This is a genomic window from uncultured Sanguibacteroides sp. (assembly GCF_900543425.1).
Taxonomy (GTDB): domain Bacteria; phylum Bacteroidota; class Bacteroidia; order Bacteroidales; family Marinifilaceae; genus Gabonibacter.
In genome coordinates this window covers 1-18,804 of record NZ_UQRQ01000016.1, presented here as the reverse complement: position 1 = coordinate 18,804, position 18,804 = coordinate 1, and the positions used below count along the sequence as shown (strand labels likewise).

Below are 18,804 nucleotides of genomic sequence, written 5' to 3'. Positions count from 1 at the left end.
ATAGATAAAATTTATTCTTGAATATATTAAAATTGGATCAAATCGATTTTTTCAATGCATCTTAAGAATTTCTTTAGAATTGCTGTTTTATTTTGCGATGTTCTCGTTATGGGGACGTAAAAATAAAAACGGGAAAGTAATTATTAAAACGAAAAAAATTATGAAGACAAAATCAGTAATCTTGGGATTATTTGTAGCATTGACAGCAATGTTTGCAAGTTGTAGTGATGACGATGGTAACGGTAATGGTAACGGATTTTCCAAAGATAAGGCGGAACAACTCTTAAAAGACAAATACGGTACGGATCGTATCGAATGGCGTAAAGACGGCAAGTACGATGTGGCCCAACTTTATGTTCCGGTAAGCCGTGCTGCCGACGTGGATACGGTTAATGTCTGGTTCGAAGGAGCTTTTATTCGTTTGGCAGAGGAGGAGATCGGTTTTAAAAAATTACCTCAGGTCGTACAGGATGAATTTAATAGAACCAAAGATGCACAGGGTAATTTCTATAAAGACGAGACGATTTGGGAAAGAGACGATGCTGCCAAACTGGAACGGGAAGGAGTTGTGGTTTACAAGATTGAAGTAGAGGCGGTTAAAAATGATGAAGAGCGTGCCTTGTATTATAATGATAAGGGAGCTTTGATTAAAGATGTATCGGATGAAGAAGAGAGACCTTTGGAAATTCCGGCAAAAATCAGTGAGTGGGTAACCAAAAACTATAAGGATGCGGTTATCGTGGATTACGAGGCTGAGGAAGAAGACGGTACGATGGAATACGAGTTGGATCTTTTAAAGGGCAACGTAACGATTGAGCTTACCTTGGATAAAGACCTGAAAATTATCGAAGAGGAGTATGAATACAAGAAAATCGATGATATTGAAGATGTTAAAGTAAGGGATGCCATCAAGGATAAAATCGAGGGAAATACTTTCGGCCTGACCGTCGATGATTTGGATAAAATTGAGATGGAAGTGGAGAAGGATGGCAAAAAAGTGTATGAAGTCCAGTTTGAAAAAGGAGATAACGAATATGAATTGACGATTGAGGAGCTTGCTGGAGATTTGCAAGTAGGCGAGATTGTTGAGGATTAATTTTTTTGCATATTTTAGAGGAAAGCCGTTCTGTTGCAGGACGGCTTTTTTGTTCTTTGATAAAACGCTTTTTATCCGTAGTTTTGCGGTGAATAAAATAAATCATGATGGAATTTATAGAAACGTATAATTTGACAGGCTTAATTATCGGGATTTGTACATTTCTGATTATCGGCCTGTTTCATCCGGTTGTCATAAAAGCGGAATACTATTGGGGAACAAAATGCTGGTGGATATTTTTGATTTTGGGGATTGTGGGGGTGATCTTAGCTCTGTGGGTTAAAAATATCATGTGGTCTTCCCTGTTAGGGGTGTTTGCCTTCTCGTCTTTCTGGACAATAAAGGAGGTATTCGAACAGGAAGAACGGGTAAAAAAGGGGTGGTTTCCTAAGAATCCGAAACGAAACTATAATTTTTAGATTGAACAAAGATGGGAATTAAGGAGATATTGGAACAGATGAACCGGGAGTGCCGGGAAACTCTGGTGGAACACCTGGGAATAGAGTTTACGGGAATAGGGGAAAACTGGTTAGAAGCCCGGATGCCTATAGACAAACGAACGATGCGTCCGGGGAATTTGTTGCATGGTGGAGCTATAATGGCTTTAGTAGAGACGGTAGGTAGCGGTATTACTTATATTTCGGTTCCCCGGGAGGGCTTTCATGTGTTTGGTATAGAGATCAACGGTAATCATATTCGAAAAGCTCAGGGAAACTATGTCATCGGTCGGGCCGAATTTATACATAAGGGACAGCGTACTCATGTGGTGGGTGTCAACGTGACGGATGAATTCGGGAACCTGGCTTCCGTGTGTCGGATTACAAACGTCATTCTCCCCAAGTCATCATGATCGCAGACATTCGCGTACATAGCCAGCAGTTGTCGGAGACTGTTTTTGATAGCCCCGGGGAGCTTATTCGCTGGATGGGAGCCATGCAGGCCCAGGATTACCAGATGGCCAAGTGGGCTGTCGGTCTCCGGGTAAAATCTGCAACGCTGCAAACCGTGGAGGAGGCATTAAGACGGGGAGAGATATTGCGTACCCATGTGATGCGTCCCACGTGGCATTTCGTGGCCGCGGAAGATATTCGCTGGATGTTGAAACTCTCGGCTTCGCGGGTGAAATCCGCTAATGATTCGTTCGTGAAGGGTAAAAATTTAGGTATAACGAAAGATTTGTATCTCCGATGTAACGATTTGTTCGAAAAGGTGCTGGAAGGAAACAAGAGCCTGACAAAAGAGGAGATCGGAACAGAGTTGGCAAAGATCGGTTTTGAGATAGATCCTGTCCGGATTCGTTATTGTCTGGCGCAGGCGGAAGCGGATGGGATTGTTTGCAGCGGTGTCGATGACGGGAAAAAAGTGACTTATGCCTTGTTGGAGGAACGGGTATCGCCCGTCAGGGAGTTGCACCGGGAAGAGGCTTTGGCCCGGTTGGCCGTAAGTTATTTCAGAAGTCATTCTCCTGCCGCTTTGCAGGATTTTGTGTGGTGGTCCGGATTGTCCGTTACCGATGCCCGGAAAGCGATGGACTTGATTAAGGGAGAATTGATTCCGGAGCGTTTCGCATCCTGTGATTTGTACGTACATAACTCCTGTAGTAAAAAGCCTGCTGTCAGAAACGTATTGCATTTTTTACCCGCGTATGATGAATATTTGATCAGCTATAAGGAGAGAGAAGCGGTTATGGACCGGAAACATTATCCTAAGGCCTTTAACAGATGGGGAACGTTTTATCCGGTTATTTTATATAATGGAAAGATTATCGGAAATTGGAGCAAGAAAATCAGGAAGGGGCGAATGTCCGTTGAAACTTCTTTCTTTGAATCTGTGGCTTTGGATCAAAAATTGATAGAGGCAGCGGAAGAAAGATATAGAAATTTTATTATGTCATAACGGTAAAAATCGATAACTATGGCTTCGGTAAAAAAGGCATTTGAATGGCACTGTTCTTCCGAATGTTGGGAAGAGGCGAATCGTCGAGCCTGCATACGTATCAAATCCGAATATAAGCGGGATCTCAGGTTGGGCATTCCGCAGCGGATAGAGAAAATAGCCATCGGGTATGTCGGAGAATTTGCATTTAACGAGTGGTGCCGGATAAAAGATCTCCCGGTGACCTATTTGGGAGAAGAGATCGGTAATGCTCCCGATCACGGGGATTTTCTCGGTATCGACAAGGAGATAATCGACGTGAAGACGCAGGAAGTGTTTTATTTGCCTCAGAACGATTGGAGATGTGAGGTTACGGACGAACAGATCAGCAGGACAGCGGATATCTATGTGTTTTCCAAATTGTATACCCGTAATTCCACAAGAATCCTGATGCTGGTGGGTTGGATGACCAAAAAAGATTTTTTGGAAAAAGCCGTTTTCAGGAAACCGGGAACGATTTTGAGAGGCAAGCCGGTTCATTACGCGAAATGGGATGTGACAATCGAAGAGCTGAATGATATGAGCCTGTTAGCAGGCAGGTTAGCGATAAATAACGGTTTATTGTAAGGGAGCAGATGGGTAAGGATAAAATCTCCCGGATCGAACGGGAAAAAAGGATAATTGAAGTAATGATTCGTCTCTATTGCAGGAGAAAGGAGGGAAATGAAGCCTTATGCCCGGAATGTGCGGAGCTATTGGAATATGCCCGGACGAGACTGTCGCATTGTCCTTTCGGAGAACACAAAACATCCTGTAAACGTTGTTCCGTTCATTGTTATTCCCCGAAAATGAGAGAACGGGTCCGGAACGTGATGCGTTTTTCCGGACCTCGTATGTTGTTTTATTCGCCTCGGGCGACCTTGGAACATTTGTTCCGAAGCTAACTAATGACTGTTGTTGATGGTCTCTATAATGTGTTCGTTATTGATGATACGCATACCGTGACGATCGGTGGTGATTCCCTCCTCTAACAAATAAGGGTAGATCGGTTGGGATTCCTCTATGCGGGTAGGAAAGTAGAAGAATTGAACATTCCGGTAACGCTCTTTTAATTCATAAGCCGTTTCAATGATATGAGTAGAGATAAGGAAAAGACTATCCCTTTGTTCGGCAAAAGCATTCGATACGGCAACCGTGGCGTCATAGGCGTCCTTCACGTTCGTTCCTTTGAATAGTTCGTCCATAATCAGCACGAGTCTTTTTCCCCGGTTCAACTCTTCCGCGACGGTTTTTACCCGTAATACTTCCGAGAAGAAATGGCTGTATCCGACAAGCAGGTTATCGGATAAATTGATGGAGCTATACATCCCGTCCTGGATGGAGAACTCCATTTCCTTTGCGGGCACGGGAAAGCCTAAATGGGCCAGGTATATGGCAATGCCGAAGGCTTTCATAAAGGTGGATTTTCCGGCCATGTTGGCTCCGGTCAGGAAGAATATGTTTTGTTCCGTATCTATTTTGATGGAATTGGCTACCGGAGCCTCTATGTGAGGGTGATAAAGCCCCTCTATTCGGACAAAATTCTCTTTTTTCTCGTGAAGAACCGCGTGAGTAAAATGTTTTTCGTTTGCCACGTTTGCCACCGAAATGTAAGCATCCATCTCATAAACCATCCGCACTAATGTTTTCATTTCCATAAAGACGGTTCGTCGTAATCGGTAATCCAAATGGGCCATTTTAAAATAGGAGAGACGTTTTTTATCCTTTTCCTTTTTCCACCAGCATATGTTTTTACTCTCCAGAATCTTTCTGAATGTGGATCGTTCTTCTTGATAAACAGGAGTGTCGTCATCAAGCGTTTGCAGAAAGTTGTTCAGGGAGTCGAATAGTTTTACGGAGGAGAGAATACCGTCTTTGACAAAATCGAATTGGGCATCGTCCATAAAGAATTTTAAGATTCTCCATTTTATGATCCTGTAGATGGAGAGAAGTTTGAAACGGGGAATCGGAACATTTAAATAGGCACTAACCTCCTTCATGATAAAACTGCCTACCGGAAGCTTTTTGTTGATTCGCTGAAAATAGCGGATGATTTCCCTTCTTTTCTCGATCTCCTTTGCATCGGTAGAGGGATTCATAAACAGAAGTTCGAGAGTCTGGCTACCTCCTTGGGTCGTTGTTTGGTTGAACGTGTTAAAAATGGATTCGTCTTTGAATTTGCCGAAGAGTTCCAAATCATCTATGGTCTGTTTATCGACAAAGAAACGTCCCTCTTCCTGTGGAAAAGGAGGAACCTTTACCTTGCCTTGAATGGTCTCTATGATCTGTTCGTTGTTGATGATTCTCATCCCGAATCGATCTTCCGTGATACCCTGTTGCAGGGTATGCGGAAAGACCGGTTTTTCTCCGTCCATTAAGGTGGAAAAATAGGTAAAAATGATGTTTTTATGATGATCCTTTAACGCAACTCCGGATTCCGTGATATGGGTGGATATCATGAATATCGCTTTTTTGTACTTGGCAAAAGCTTCCGTTACGGCATAAGTGCCGTCATAGGCGTCTTTCACGTTTGTTCCCCGGAATAGTTCATCGAAAATAATAACTAAATTGCGCTGACGGTCTAAGAGTTCGGCGACCTTCTTTACCCGTTGAACCTCCGTGTAAAAATGGCTGTATCCTCGTTTTAATTGGTCGGGAAGGTTAATGGTGGTATATAGTCCTCCCCGGAGAGAAAATTCCATGGATTGGGCAGGTACCGGAAATCCCATATGTGCCAAGTATAGGATAACACCGAAGGCTTTCATAAAAGTAGATTTTCCGGCCATATTAGCTCCGGTTAAAAAGATGATCTGTTTGGACGGGTCAATGACCAGGTCGTTCGTTACGGCATTTTCCACGAAAGGATGATAAAGTCCTTTTATATTTATCAGGTTCTCCTGTTCAGGCAGGGGAACGGGAAAAGTAAAGTGTCGTGCAATGGCGGTTTGGGCGACAGCGATGTAGACATCGAGGATGGAAAGATGAGTCATTAACCGGGATAGTATATCCCGGGCCCTGAAACGAAATATGGTATCGCATGCGGCTGTTTTTTCATAATCGAATGTCTTTTGTCCGTTTTCTTTTAGAGTCCAATCCAGGCGTTCGTCATTGACAATTTCTCGCATCTCTTCCCACATCGCTTTTAAAGGAGTTTCTTTTATTGAATCTCCTTCTTCTGATACGAAGTCCCGGACGGAATTAATCAATCTGATTGTCAGCATGATTCCTTCCTGGTTTCTCTTGTAATCCAAATCCATACCGGATCTTCGTTTTAAATTTCCCCGTATGTTCGTACTATTCGGGTCTATTCTACTTTTTTCGCTTTGTTCCCCCAAATAATTTTCCACGTTATCGATTAAACTACCCATAAAAGGAAAATTACTTTTTTTATCATGAAAATAACGTATTATGGCAAGGCGTTTTTGGATTTCTTCCAGATCCGATATCGGTTGTCTGAATATACTCTCCAGTAATCTGGCTCCCGCATTTGTACAGGTTTTGTTGAATAGACCGTATATACTGCTTTTCTTGTTTTTTCCGAATATACTCAGATCGCTTAAGGTTTGGTTATCTGTATAAAAAGTCATAAGTCAGGTTTTAGGTATTGTACTTTGGAAATTTGTTTTTAAAATTAGAATATTAAATTAAAAAAAAATAACGATTTGTCGTTTTTAATATTTTATTAATATATTTATCTGACTTTGAAATATTTGCTCTAATTTGTATCTAATATTATCAGGATGAGGGGAATGTAATATTTATTTTGAATTACAAAGAGTTGTGATGTGAAAAGGAAAACAGGGAATACGGATCGGAGAGATTCATCTTGTTTTACTGATTTTTGAAGTTAACGGAGATTTTATTATTTTTGTCACGAACTACATCATTACTCCAATGAAGATTTAATTATTTCTTTTCAAATCGGGGTTGTACCCATCGTCAATGAACGGTTTTAATGAATAACCGGATGGGATTATTCGTGAATATGATTTTTTCTATTACTCTTACCCCGTGATTTCATCTATTTGAGTATTAATCGGTAATTGTGAAAAACAATGAGCATAGTTGTACGGCGACTTACTTATAATCATGTCGACAAAGAGACGCTTTTTCAAGCTCTTTCTTTTTCCGTAAAGAGAGGTCAGAAAGTAGCTTTGATCGGGAATAACGGAACCGGAAAATCGACTTTGATGCGGATAATCAGCGGTGAATTGATTGCTTCGTCCGGAGAAATCATCTGTGAAGAGACTCCTTATTATGTACCGCAACATTTCGGACAATACGATCATTTAACGGTAGCAGAGGCTCTTCGGATCGACAAAAAATTAACGGCTTTGCAAGCTATCACGGAAGGGAATGTCTCGGAAGAAAATTTTACAGAGCTCGGGGAGGATTGGGATATTGAAGAACGGGCATTAACCGCCTTAGCGGATTGGGGTTTGTCGGGAATCTCGCTTTTCCGGCCGCTGGCAAGTCTTAGCGGAGGAGAAAAGACCCGGGTTTTACTCGCGGGAATTCATCTGCATTTGCCTGAGATTATTTTATTGGATGAACCTACCAACCACCTGGATTGCGAATGCCGTGAACGGCTGTATGAATTTATCCGGAACTCGAAGGCGACAATTGTCGTGATAAGTCATGACAGAGTGTTATTGAACCTATTGTCGTCGATCTATGAATTGGATAAAAAAGGGGTGACTTTCTATAACGGAAATTATGATATTTATAAAGCACAGAAGGACGTTCGTGTCCATGCGCTGTATTCTCAATTGGACGAGAAAGAGAAAGAGTTGCGCCAGGCGCACAAGGTGGCCCAGGAGACGGCCGAACGGAAACAGAAATTGGATGCCCGCGGAGAAAGAAGAAGTGCTAAAAAAAGGGTAAGCCGTATGGCTATGAATACTTTGAGGGACAGGGCGGAAAAGAGTACGTCGGCTATGAAAGGTGTTCATGAAGAGAAACAAAGGAATATAGCTGAAAAATTGACGGATATTCGTGCCGATCTGCCGGATATAAAATCCATGAAGGTGGATTTCAATAACTCTTCCTTGCATGCGGGAAAGACTTTGATTACCGCCCGACAGATTAATTTTAGTTATTCCTCTTCACCCTTATGGAAAAGAAACCTGGATTTTTTGATAAAGAGCGGGGACCGGGTACTCATTCGGGGAAGAAACGGTTCAGGAAAGACAACTCTGCTACGATTGATGACCGGAGAAATACCTCCTTCCGAAGGAGTATTGACGATTGCGGATTTTCAATACGTTTATCTGGATCAGGAGTATTCAATCATCAGGGATGATCTGTCCGTATTCGAACAGGTACGACAGTTTACTGCCGTACGACAGGAGCACGAAATCAAAATGATCTTAAATCGTTTCTTGTTTCCCTTGTCCACTTGGGACAAGAGCTGTACAAAGCTGAGCGGAGGAGAGAAGATGAAGTTGGCTCTTTGTTGCCTGATGGTTCGTGCCGATACGCCGGATATTTTTATGCTGGATGAGCCGACCAATAATATCGATATTCAGAATGTTGAAATTCTTACTGCTACCGTAAAGGATTTCCGGGGAACCGTGTTGCTGATATCGCACGATACCTCTTTTATCGAAGAAATCGGTATAGATTATACGATAGAGTTGTGAGGGTAGGAATACATTACGTTTTTGAATTTAAAACGTAAAGTTTACTTTTGTCGAAGTAAAGAGAAAGAGCAGAGGAAATTATTTCCCTCTTTTTCTTTATGTCGCCATATCTTCTTTATATTTGTAAAAGGATAATGTCGAATTTGAAATCGTCTAATCCGGTTGATAATGAAAAATATAGGTGGATGCGGGAATAGTTGTGGAAATGAAAGTAAATCATAATACGCGTAACGGAATGGAGAAATTGGTCGATCTTAAGGAAGTGGTTTTTGATCTGTTAAAAACAGAAAACAAATGTCTGACGGATAGCGGGGAGGTGGATATGAATTCACTTAAAAGGGCGGTGAACGAACAGGAAGAATGGCTGATCTCTTCCCTATTGGGGAACGAAAGATGCAGAAACCGTTTTTTTATTCGGAGTGGTGATATTTACGTGTTTAAACAGAGAGATTTCGTTTTTTTCTTGGAACAGGATATGATCGACCATAGTTATACGAAGTTCGAGAATAGGATAGGGCTTGCGGCGGGGAAAGGTAGGTTGTTGAAAGATTACGGTGATGTGGTTCTCTATTTCCCGTTTAAGGATTGCGTGCTTGGAGGGGGACAAAGTACGGAGGAGGGCGTGGATATCTATTTTGAAGCGGATGCCGGAACATCCGATTATATAGAGAAAAAGGCGAAGAGGAAGGAGGTTTTCTTCAACGCAATTATAGGTAGTGAGGAGATAGACCGTTTGCTGGAACCCAAGGCTTTTGAAAACGTAAGATGCAATACCGGAAACGGAGAGAAAAAATTTGCCGGATTTCAATACGATAAAGAGGGGGTGATAAAGGACAACCTGATTATAAAAGGAAATAATCTGTTGGCATTGTATAGTTTAAAGGAACGATTCCGGGGAAAAATCAGATTGATTTATATCGATCCTCCCTATAATACAGGTAACGACAGTTTTAATTACAATGATAATTTTAATCATTCGACTTGGCTCGCTTTTATGCGTAACCGACTGGAGGTCGCTAAAGAGTTGTTGGCCGACGACGGAAGCATCTTGGTTCAACTGGATTGGAATGAGGTACATTACATGAAGGTATTGATGGATGAAGTTTTCGGGAGGGAGAATTTCCGGAATGAAATCATCTGGTGTTATAATGGCCCGGGTTCACCCAAAATGAAACAATTGAATCGGAAACATGATAATATATTATGGTATAGTAAAACCAGCAACTGGCTTTTTAACGGGGATGAGGTAAGGATGAAGTCCGAGGTACACGTGGGAGGATTTAACGGAGAGATGAGTAGTGATGTGAGCGAGGGATACACGGAGAAAGGAAAGATTCCGGAAGATTGGTGGGAGTTGTTCCATACGGAGGAGGATTTCGTGGACGAGATGAAACGGATATTTGCCGAATATAAATCGAATCCCGATGCCGATTGGCTGAAGGTGGCTGTAGCGGCCCGGATAAGAGTGGACGGAGAGAAGAGAACGGGATACCTCACGGAAAAGCCCTATAAGTTGATGGAACGATTGGTTAAAATGACCACGAACGAAGAGGATATTATCCTTGATTTCTTTGCCGGAAGTGCAACGACGGCTTACGTGGCCAACTATCTTAACCGTCGGTATATTGCCGTGGAACAACTGGAAGAGACGCAAGAGAAGATCAAAGCTCGCTTGAAAAATACGGAATACGTCTATTTGGAGTTAGCCAGAAATAACCAACGAGCCATTGAAATAATCAATGCATGTAAAAGTTATGATGAATTACTGGCTTTTTTTGAGCAGATGTGCGAGCATTATTTCCTGGATTATAACCTGAAGATAAAAGAATTTCGAGAAAAAGTTAGCCGGGAGGAAGCTTTTAAGGCTTTACCGCTTTGGAGGCAGAAAGAGATTTTCGGCAAGATGCTCGATCTGAATCAGCTTTATGTCAATTACGCGGAGCTGGAGGATGCCCGGTATACCATGAAAGAGGAAGATGTTTTTGCCACAAATGAATTTTATAAGAAGTAAGATATGATCCAAAAGAGTTCAGGGAATCCGGCGAAGGTCGATTATTTGTATGAAGAGCTGGAAAAGAGTAAAAAATATGCCGAAAAGCCTGTTGTTATACCTGAATATATCACCCGGAATTTGAAATTTGACCTGTTCTTCTGGCAACGGGAGGCTCTGGAAAATTTTTTACTGAGTGAGAGGAATAAGGAGAGGGGAAATCACCTTATGTTTAATATGGCCACCGGTACGGGCAAGACCTTGTTAATGGCAGCTTTATTGCTCTACTATTATAAACAGGGATACCGTAAAGTGATCTTTTTTGTCAACCAAAACAACATTGTCGGTAAAACGGAAGATAATCTCTCCAATCCCGGGCATAACAAATACCTGTTTCAGCCGACGATTACGATTGATCATGAAACCGTGAATATAAAGAAGGTAGAGGTATTTTCGGATCGGGATGATGCGTTGGAGATCAAATTTTGCAGCATACAAAAACTGCATAACGATGTCTATAATGTAAAGGAGAATACCACAACCTTACAGGAGTTACAGGAGCGGGATATCATCATGATTGCGGATGAAGCCCATCATTTGAATGCCAACACGAAGAATGAAACGGGGATGTTGTATAACCCGGATTTCAACACGAGTATATCGGAAACAAACGCGAAGGAGGAGGATATCGAAAGAGGATGGGAAAACACGGCCATACAGTTGCTCTTGAATAAATATGGTTATAAGGGTGACAAACCGAATAAAAATATACTTTTGGAATTTACGGCTACCATCCCGGAAGTCAGAAGCGTGCTGCAAAAATACGCGGATAAAACGGTTTACAAATTTCAGATTGAAGATTTCCTGCGGGCCGGATACACGAAAGAGATTTACTTGGTCAGCTCTTCTTTCGATAAACGGTTGCGAATATTACAGGCATTACTATTTAATTGGTATAGACAGGAAATTGCTATAAAATATCATTTGTATGATTTTAAATCGGTTATCCTTTTCCGGAGTAAAACCATTGAAGCCTCTCAGGCGGATTACGTCTTTTTTAGAGAGTTGATAGAGAATTTGAGTATTTCCGATTTTGATTTTATAGGGACGGTGAACGAAGAGGAACTGTATAAGGCGAAAGAGGTTTACCGGAGAGGGCAAAGCCGGATTATGGATATCAGACGGTATATTGCAGACAACCGTATTGCGGTTCAAAGTATAATCGAATTTTTGCAGACTCATTTTAAAACTCAAAATTGTATTATAACCAACTCTTCCGATAAAACAGCCAAAGGCAAAGGAAAGGGAGAAGAAAAAACGACAGAAAGTCAGGACCGTTTGTTAAACAACCTGGAAGATAAAAATAATATCATCCGGGCTGTGTTTTCCGTGCAACGATTGACGGAGGGGTGGGATGTCTTGAACCTGTACGATATCGTACGATTGTATGAGGGACAGAACACGGGAGGTAGCAATGTGAAGAAGTCGGTAACCAGCCGGGCAACGACCCAAGAGGTACAGCTTATCGGTAGGGGAATAAGATATTATCCGTTTACCTATGGAGATAAGGAGAAGGGAAAACGGAAATTTGACAATGATCTGACGCACGAATTAAGGGTATTGGAAGAATTTTATTTTCATAGTGATAATGACGAACGTTATATCGGAGACTTGATTCAGGAGTTAAAACGGAAGAACTTGTTAGAGGAGAGAAAGATTCGTAAGGTGTTTGGTTTGAAAGAAGAGTTTCGGGCCAGCGATTTTTACCGGAAGGCGAAACTGTTTAAGAACGAACGAATAGCCAATCCGTTCAGGCAAAAGAAAAATCTAAGCCAGATCGAAAAAGAGTGGTACTTTACCTGTACGATCATAGAAGAACAGAAAGAGGCTAAGGTCCTTTTTGACGGTACGCGGGATGATGAGGATAAGTATGTCGATCACGCCGAAGCCGAGACTCTGCTGATAACGATTCGAGATATGGAGCGCCATATTGTTTTGAAGGCGATCAATCGGTTGTCCAGGCAGATAGATTCTGTCTACCGGATAGGAAATTTGTCTAAGGAATTAAAGGTCAATTCCATCGATGAATTATATGATAGTGAGTTGTTGGCCGGATTCCCTCTCTCTATAACGACGAATCGGGTATTGACCCATAACGATTACCTGAAGATTGCAATTCGGTTTTTCGAGCAGTTGGAACAGGAGATAAGAAAGTATTCGCAACCTTATGCCGCTACCTTTTTTAAGTCGGTTGCTTTAGCAGATGTATTTGAGAAACCCAAAGAGAAATTGGTTGAGGCAAACTATGATAAGGAATACGAAAAGAGCATGGTAGCGAATGATTGGTATGTGTTGGATGCGTTTGTGGGAACAGATGAGGAACGGGATCTTTTGGATTTGGTGAAAGGATACATCGGTAATTTAAAAGGTCGATACGATGAGGTATACCTGTTACGTAACGAAGAGGTATATAAAATATACGATCGTGAAGGACGAGGGTTTATGCCTGATTTCCTGCTGTTGTTGAGGAAAGGAGATGACTACTTTCAGGTATTTATCGAACCTAAAGGGAGCGATCATTTGGAAACGGATCAATGGAAGGACGATCTTTTAAAAGCCATAACGGCAGAGGATCACAATTATATAGATCAAACTTTTATGCAACAAGGGAACAGGAGGTATCGGTTGATAGGTTTACCTCTTTATAATTCGGTTAAAACGAAGAAAGAGGTGGAATCTTGTTTTATCCGGTATCTTTTGTCTTAAATAAAATTGGATATGAGCGAAATTATACGACCTGCAGTTTGCGATTACGATGAGTTGACCGATCTCTGGGAAGCTTCGGTTCGGGCTACTCATGGTTTTCTTGAGGAGGAGGATATTCAGTTTTTTAAACCGTTGATACGGAATCAGTATCTTGATGCCGTATCGCTCTTTGTTATCCGGGGAGACGAGGGACAGATACTGGCTTTTATGGGAATACGGGAGGATATGCTTGAAATGTTGTTTGTGCACCCCAAGGTACAAAGGATGGGATTGGGACGGCGGTTATTGCTTTATGCCGTGCAGCAAAGAGGAGTTTCTAAGGTCGATGTGAACGAACAGAATGAAAATGCCAGGTATTTTTACGAACAAATGGGATTCGAGGTGATTGGTCGGGATGAAAAGGATGCCTGGAATAAACCTTTTCCCGTTTTACACATGCAAAAGAGAATGTAAGAGGAATAAAGGATTAAGAGATTGGAAGATTTACGATTTCGGATTTTAGATTTACGATTTAAAGAATCAAGGGATTTTGGGATTAAAGGATTCAGTGATTGAGTGATTGGGGATTAAGAGGGAAGGGCTAAAAACGAAGGGGCATCAATAGTGAACGGCGAGCGTCGTGTCCGGTTTGAGGAATGGCCAACCGACGGAAACGTCCCGCCCCGAAGGGTTTAGTCCTCTCAATTGCAAATGAAGGGATTAAGGGATTCTGTGATTGGAAGATTTATGATTTCGGATTTTAGATTTATGATTTAAAGAATCAAGGGATTCGGGGATTAAAGGATTTTAGGGATTAGGTGATTCTGTAATTGGAGGATTGTCTTGTCCTAAAAAAGTTTACATTTTGATCTAAAATTTCTTCGGCACTATAAAATATTTTGTGTAAATGATAAATACGGGATTCCATCAGGGTTCCAAACCTCAAATCATTCAGTCCCTTCATTTTTAATTGTCAATTGTCAACTTTTTCAGATGTTCTTCTAATTTAAACATCTCGTCCCGTAGACGGGCGGCTTCCAGAAAATCTGTTTCTTTAGCCGCTTTTTGCATGGCGGCTTTGGTTTTTTGTAACATTCTTTCTATTTCCGGTTTGCTCATGTAGGCAACGACCGGATCGGCAGCCATATTTACATGCTCTTCTTCAATATAAGCGTGAGAAGTTTCTTTTAAAACCGATTCGGTAGTTTTATGAATCTGTGTCGGTGTGATTCCGTGCTGATGATTGTATTCCATCTGTTTTTCCCGTCGGTATCTGGTTTCATCGATGGTTTCCTGCATGGAGCGGGTAATGGTATCCGCGTACATGATAACCTTTCCGTTTAGGTTACGGGCAGCCCGGCCTGAAGTCTGGATCAAAGATCGGGTAGAACGCAGGAATCCCTCTTTATCGGCATCCAAAATAGCAACTAAAGAGACTTCGGGCATATCCAACCCTTCCCGTAACAGGTTTACACCGACAATGACATCAATGACTCCTTTACGAAGGTTTTCGATGATTTGCACCCGTTCCAGCGTGTCTACATCCGAATGGATGTATTGGCATTTGATACTGATACGATCGAAATATTTACTTAACTCCTCTGCCATACGTTTGGTGAGGGTAGTAACCAATACTTTCTCATCCAGTTCTATTCGCTTCTGTATTTCGTTTATAAGATGGTCTATCTGGTTTTTGCTGGGTACAACCTCTATTTCGGGATCCAAAATACCTGTAGGGCGAATGATCTGCTCCACGACGACTCCATTGCATTTTTCTAATTCGTAATCGGCAGGTGTGGCGCTGACGTATATGGTTTGTCCCGTGTTGGTCTCGAATTCTTCGAACGTGAGCGGACGGTTGTCGAAAGCAGCCGGAAGCCGGAAGCCGTATTCTATCAGGGTTTGTTTGCGGGAGTGATCGCCCCCGTACATGGCTCTCACCTGGGGAAGAGTGACGTGGGATTCATCGACCACGAGTAAAAAATCTTGAGGAAAATAATCCAGCAGACAGAACGGACGCATGCCCGCGGGTCTTCCATCAAAATAGCGGGAATAATTTTCTATTCCGGCACAATATCCCAGTTCGCGTATCATCTCTACATCATACTTTACCCGTTCTTCCAATCGTTTGGCTTCAAAATGTTTTCCGATGGATTTGAGAAATTCGACCTGTATGGTCAGATCTTTTTCTATATCGTGTATGGCTTTGGTAACAGTAGCCTTATCCGTTACAAAAAGATTAGCGGGATAGATATTTAAGGTCTCTAAAGTGTCTATCGTTTTTCCGGTTTGGGGACTGAAAGAGGAGATCCGGTCGATTTCATCTCCCCAGAATTCCAGCCGATAGGCTATTCCGTCAAAGGTTTCAATCGAAGGAAATACATCCACCGTTTCCCCTTTGGCCCGAAATGAGCCTCTTTTGAAATCCAATTCGTTATTGGCATATAAGGCATCCACTAATCTGCGAAGTAATTGGTTTCTTGAAATCTTCATACCTCTTCGCAATCTGATCGTGTTGGCTCCGAAAGCGGTAGGATCCGCCATACCGTATAGACAGGAGACGGAAGATACGACAATGACGTCCCGGCGTCCGGAGAGTAGGGAAGCGGTGGCCCGTAGACGAAGCTTATCGATTTCGTCGTTGATTTGAAGGTCTTTTTCGATATAGGTATTGGTTACGGGTAGATAGGCTTCCGGTTGGTAGTAATCGTAATAGGATACGAAATATTCTACGGCATTTTCCGGAAAAAATGCCTTGAATTCCCCGTATAATTGAGCGGCTAACGTCTTGTTATGGCTTAGAATCAGGGTCGGACGTTGTACTTTTTGGATTACATTGGCGACGGTAAATGTTTTTCCCGATCCGGTTACTCCGAGTAGAACTTGACAGGGATCGCCCTCTTCGATACCTTTTACGAGTTGTTCGATTGCCTCCGGTTGGTCTCCGGTCGGTGTATATTGTGACGTTAGTTTGAACATGGGGTTTATGCGATTGTATTAACCGAGTTTGTTCATGAATTTCACGGGATCGATGATAAAACGATCGTGAACGGCCGTACCGATGGTTGCTGTTTCATCCCATGCCTCGATTTCAAAACGAATGCGACGTCCGTCTACTTCGGTAACGGTTGCTTTACATCCTACTTTCTTGCCGACAGGTGTGGCTTTTACGTGTTTCACGTTAATTTCGATACCGACCGTATCGTTGTCGGCTTCCAACATACCTTCGAGGCATTTGATGGCGGTATTTTCCATTAAACCGACCATGGCAGGGGTCGCGAATACCTCTAATTTACCCGATCCGTATACGGCTGCGGTGTCTTCGTGTCTCACTATAATCTCCTGAGTAAAAGAAAATCCTATCTTTATTTCCATAACTTTATTTGTTTTTGACATACAAAGTTACTGAATAATCCGGCCCGTACCATGTTTTTGACGATTTTTGATATATGATGCCAGCTTTTATCATGCGGACAACAGAAGATTTCGTTTTATTCCGGTCGTTTTTCTTTTTTACAGTACCGTAAAGCTCTCTTTGGGCGAGTTTATAAAAAACTATTGATCCGGATTAGAATTCGGACGTGAAATGGAACAGCAAGTTTTTATAGTTGTTCTGTGCCATTTGCAACATGTATTGCGATTCGGCCAGAAATACATCCCGTCCCCACTTATCCTTGGCTAAGTATTGGGCCTTATGAAGTTTGAAATCCTCCAATTCTTTGTTGTCTAAGGCTTCGATCCAGCAAGCTTTGTAGAGATTGATATTTTCCCAGCGACAGGCAGCACCGTACTCGTGCAACAGACGATATTCGATTACTTCGAACTGTAGAGCCCCTACTGTTCCGATGATCTTCCGGTTATTGAATTGATTGACGAACAACTGGGCAACACCTTCATCCATCAATTGGTCGATTCCCTTGGATAGCTGCTTGGATTTCATCGGATCGGCATTTTCGATGTATTTAAAGAGTTCAGGCGAGAAACTGGGAATTCCTTTAAAGTGCAGCTTTTCTCCTTCGGTCAGGGTATCGCCGATTTTAAAATTTCCCGTATCATGCAGACCGACTATATCGCCCGGGTAAGCCTCGTCGATAATCGATTTTTTGGAAGCCATAAAGGCTGTCGGGGTCGAGAATTTCAGGTTTTTTCCCAATCCCACGTGCAGGTAATTGGTGTTCCGTTTGAAGGTACCGGAAACGACTTTTACGAAAGCAATACGATCCCGGTGATTCGGGTCCATGTTAGCATGTATCTTGAAAATAAATCCGGTAAATTTCTCTTCTTCGGGACGAACGATCCGTTCTTCCGTCTCCCGGGGAAGCGGTGAAGGAGCTATCTCGATAAAACAATCCAACATCTCCCGGATACCGAAATTATTCAATGCCGAACCGAAGAATACGGGAGCTACCGTGGCATTCAGATACTCCTGACGGTTTAAACCGGGATATACTTCCCGTACCAGTTCCAGATCGTCCCGCAGGTGTTGGGCACTCCGTTCCCCGATGTATTCGTCCAGTTCCGGAGTATTGATATCGTTTAGTTCGATTCCGTCCTGTATGGTCTGCACACTGGCGGAATAGAGACATAGGTTTTGTTTGTGCAGGTTGTAGATACCTTTGAAGGTGTCGCCGCTACCGATGGGCCAGCTTAACGGGTTTACTTTGATTTGCAACTCCTTTTCGATATCGTCCAAGATGTCGAAAGGATCGTTTGCCGGACGATCCAGTTTGTTGATAAAGACAATAACGGGTGTTTTCCGCATCCGGCATACCTGCATTAGTTTGCGGGTTTGGGTTTCTACTCCTTTGGCGGCGTCGACCACGATGATTACGCTATCGCAGGCCGTCAGTACGCGGAAGGTATCTTCGGCAAAGTCTTGGTGACCGGGGGTGTCCAAGATGTTAATTTTGATGTCTTTGTATTCGAAACCCATCACGGAGGTAGCCACTGAAATACCTCTTTGTCTTTCGATCTCCATAAAGTCCGAGGTGGCCGTTTTCTTTATCTTGTTCGATTTTACCGCTCCGGCAATGTGAATGGCTCCCCCGAACAGGAGTAGTTTCTCCGTTAGGGTCGTTTTACCCGCATCCGGGTGGCTGACAATACCGAAAGTCCGTCTTCTTAATATCTCTTCTGTAAAACCCATGTATCTCCGTGTGAATATTTACGACTATTTTTTTGCGGCTGCAAAGATAATGATTTGAGCGTTTAAATTAAAGCTTAAGGTAGAAAAATTCCGTATAAGAGAAAAAGAATGAATCTGTTTCCCGATACGTTGTAATGACTAATTTCTTTTTTTGTTTTGAACAAAGGGAGAATACAAGGTGTTGTTTTTATATTTAAGTGTTATAATAATAAAATAAAAAAGGTAATTATATACATCCTTACAGCCACATCTAATATTCAATTATTTAATT

14 protein-coding genes are annotated in these 18,804 nt (G+C 42.3%); 10 read left to right on the top strand and 4 right to left on the bottom strand.

Annotated elements, in window-relative coordinates; all coding sequences use genetic code 11:
• The first annotated feature begins 160 nt into the window (after positions 1 to 160).
• The 6 genes from QZR76_RS09655 to QZR76_RS09630 all read left to right on the top strand — a co-directional run bounded on the left by QZR76_RS09655 (position 161) and on the right by QZR76_RS09630 (position 3,915).
• Positions 161 to 1,096, top strand: coding sequence for a hypothetical protein (locus QZR76_RS09655; protein WP_294142610.1), 936 nt, complete (start codon positions 161 to 163; stop codon positions 1,094 to 1,096).
• A 107-nt stretch (positions 1,097 to 1,203) separates the two neighbouring features.
• Positions 1,204 to 1,515 carry a DUF4491 family protein gene (locus QZR76_RS09650; RefSeq protein ID WP_294142662.1) on the top strand — a complete coding sequence of 104 codons (312 nt, stop codon included), beginning with the start codon at positions 1,204 to 1,206 and terminating at the stop codon, positions 1,513 to 1,515.
• Positions 1,516 to 1,526: 11 nt separating this feature from the next.
• Entirely contained in the window at positions 1,527 to 1,946 is a 420-nt protein-coding gene (locus QZR76_RS09645; protein ID WP_294142609.1) for a hotdog fold thioesterase, read from the top strand.
• On the top strand, positions 1,943 to 2,992 hold the full coding sequence (locus tag QZR76_RS09640) for a winged helix DNA-binding domain-containing protein (RefSeq protein ID WP_294142661.1): 1,050 nt from the start codon (positions 1,943 to 1,945) through the stop codon (positions 2,990 to 2,992). Before QZR76_RS09645 ends, QZR76_RS09640 begins: the two co-directional genes overlap by 4 nt.
• An 18-nt stretch (positions 2,993 to 3,010) precedes the next feature.
• A complete protein-coding gene (locus tag QZR76_RS09635) occupies positions 3,011 to 3,598 on the top strand; it encodes a hypothetical protein (RefSeq protein ID WP_294142608.1) in 588 nt (195 codons plus the stop codon).
• An 8-nt stretch (positions 3,599 to 3,606) separates the two neighbouring features.
• The gene (locus QZR76_RS09630) at positions 3,607 to 3,915 is read left to right on the top strand and encodes a nitrous oxide-stimulated promoter family protein (protein ID WP_294142607.1); all 309 of its coding nucleotides are present in this window, start codon (positions 3,607 to 3,609) and stop codon (positions 3,913 to 3,915) included.
• Here the strand turns inward: QZR76_RS09630 and QZR76_RS09625 are convergent, their stop codons facing one another.
• Entirely contained in the window at positions 3,916 to 6,597 is a 2,682-nt protein-coding gene (locus QZR76_RS09625; RefSeq protein WP_294142606.1) for a hypothetical protein, read from the bottom strand. It abuts the gene before it with no gap.
• A gap of 468 nt (positions 6,598 to 7,065) precedes the next feature.
• Between QZR76_RS09625 and abc-f the strand changes: the two genes are divergently transcribed.
• The 4 genes from abc-f (at position 7,066) to QZR76_RS09605 (ending at position 13,861) form a co-directional block, all read left to right on the top strand.
• Positions 7,066 to 8,652 carry a ribosomal protection-like ABC-F family protein gene (gene abc-f / locus QZR76_RS09620; protein WP_294142605.1) on the top strand — a complete coding sequence of 529 codons (1,587 nt, stop codon included), beginning with the start codon at positions 7,066 to 7,068 and terminating at the stop codon, positions 8,650 to 8,652.
• 205 nt (positions 8,653 to 8,857) lie between these two features.
• The gene (locus QZR76_RS09615) at positions 8,858 to 10,663 is read left to right on the top strand and encodes a DNA methyltransferase (protein WP_294142604.1); all 1,806 of its coding nucleotides are present in this window, start codon (positions 8,858 to 8,860) and stop codon (positions 10,661 to 10,663) included.
• A 3-nt stretch (positions 10,664 to 10,666) separates the two neighbouring features.
• Positions 10,667 to 13,408: a DEAD/DEAH box helicase family protein gene (locus tag QZR76_RS09610; protein ID WP_294142603.1), complete on the top strand. Its 2,742-nt coding sequence runs from the start codon at positions 10,667 to 10,669 to the stop codon at positions 13,406 to 13,408.
• A gap of 12 nt (positions 13,409 to 13,420) precedes the next feature.
• The gene (locus tag QZR76_RS09605; RefSeq protein WP_294142602.1) at positions 13,421 to 13,861 is read left to right on the top strand and encodes a GNAT family N-acetyltransferase; all 441 of its coding nucleotides are present in this window, start codon (positions 13,421 to 13,423) and stop codon (positions 13,859 to 13,861) included.
• Positions 13,862 to 14,353: 492 nt separating this feature from the next.
• Here the strand turns inward: QZR76_RS09605 and uvrB are convergent, their stop codons facing one another.
• The 3 genes from uvrB to QZR76_RS09590 form a co-directional block, all read right to left on the bottom strand.
• The gene (gene uvrB / locus QZR76_RS09600) at positions 14,354 to 16,366 is read right to left on the bottom strand and encodes an excinuclease ABC subunit UvrB (protein WP_294142601.1); all 2,013 of its coding nucleotides are present in this window, start codon (positions 16,364 to 16,366) and stop codon (positions 14,354 to 14,356) included.
• A gap of 18 nt (positions 16,367 to 16,384) precedes the next feature.
• Positions 16,385 to 16,762, bottom strand: coding sequence for a thioesterase family protein (locus tag QZR76_RS09595; RefSeq protein ID WP_294142600.1), 378 nt, complete (start codon positions 16,760 to 16,762; stop codon positions 16,385 to 16,387).
• Between the two features lie 193 nt (positions 16,763 to 16,955).
• Positions 16,956 to 18,533, bottom strand: coding sequence for a peptide chain release factor 3 (locus QZR76_RS09590; protein WP_294142599.1), 1,578 nt, complete (start codon positions 18,531 to 18,533; stop codon positions 16,956 to 16,958).
• Between the last annotated feature and the right edge of the window lie 271 nt (positions 18,534 to 18,804).

Bases quoted from the DNA above. Each gene is read 5' to 3' on its own strand.
- QZR76_RS09605 (WP_294142602.1), top strand. From the start codon at position 13,421: ATGAGCGAAATTATACGACCTGCAGTTTGCGATTACGATGAGTTGACC.
- QZR76_RS09650 (WP_294142662.1), top strand. From the start codon at position 1,204: ATGGAATTTATAGAAACGTATAATTTGACAGGCTTAATTATCGGGATT.
- abc-f (WP_294142605.1), top strand. From the start codon at position 7,066: ATGAGCATAGTTGTACGGCGACTTACTTATAATCATGTCGACAAAGAG.
- QZR76_RS09630 (WP_294142607.1), top strand. From the start codon at position 3,607: ATGGGTAAGGATAAAATCTCCCGGATCGAACGGGAAAAAAGGATAATT.
- QZR76_RS09590 (WP_294142599.1), bottom strand. From the start codon at position 18,533: ATGGGTTTTACAGAAGAGATATTAAGAAGACGGACTTTCGGTATTGTC.
- QZR76_RS09625 (WP_294142606.1), bottom strand. From the start codon at position 6,597: ATGACTTTTTATACAGATAACCAAACCTTAAGCGATCTGAGTATATTC.
- QZR76_RS09595 (WP_294142600.1), bottom strand. From the start codon at position 16,762: ATGGAAATAAAGATAGGATTTTCTTTTACTCAGGAGATTATAGTGAGA.
- uvrB (WP_294142601.1), bottom strand. From the start codon at position 16,366: ATGTTCAAACTAACGTCACAATATACACCGACCGGAGACCAACCGGAG.
- QZR76_RS09645 (WP_294142609.1), top strand. From the start codon at position 1,527: ATGGGAATTAAGGAGATATTGGAACAGATGAACCGGGAGTGCCGGGAA.
- QZR76_RS09610 (WP_294142603.1), top strand. From the start codon at position 10,667: ATGATCCAAAAGAGTTCAGGGAATCCGGCGAAGGTCGATTATTTGTAT.
- QZR76_RS09655 (WP_294142610.1), top strand. From the start codon at position 161: ATGAAGACAAAATCAGTAATCTTGGGATTATTTGTAGCATTGACAGCA.
- QZR76_RS09640 (WP_294142661.1), top strand. From the start codon at position 1,943: ATGATCGCAGACATTCGCGTACATAGCCAGCAGTTGTCGGAGACTGTT.
- QZR76_RS09615 (WP_294142604.1), top strand. From the start codon at position 8,858: ATGAAAGTAAATCATAATACGCGTAACGGAATGGAGAAATTGGTCGAT.
- QZR76_RS09635 (WP_294142608.1), top strand. From the start codon at position 3,011: ATGGCTTCGGTAAAAAAGGCATTTGAATGGCACTGTTCTTCCGAATGT.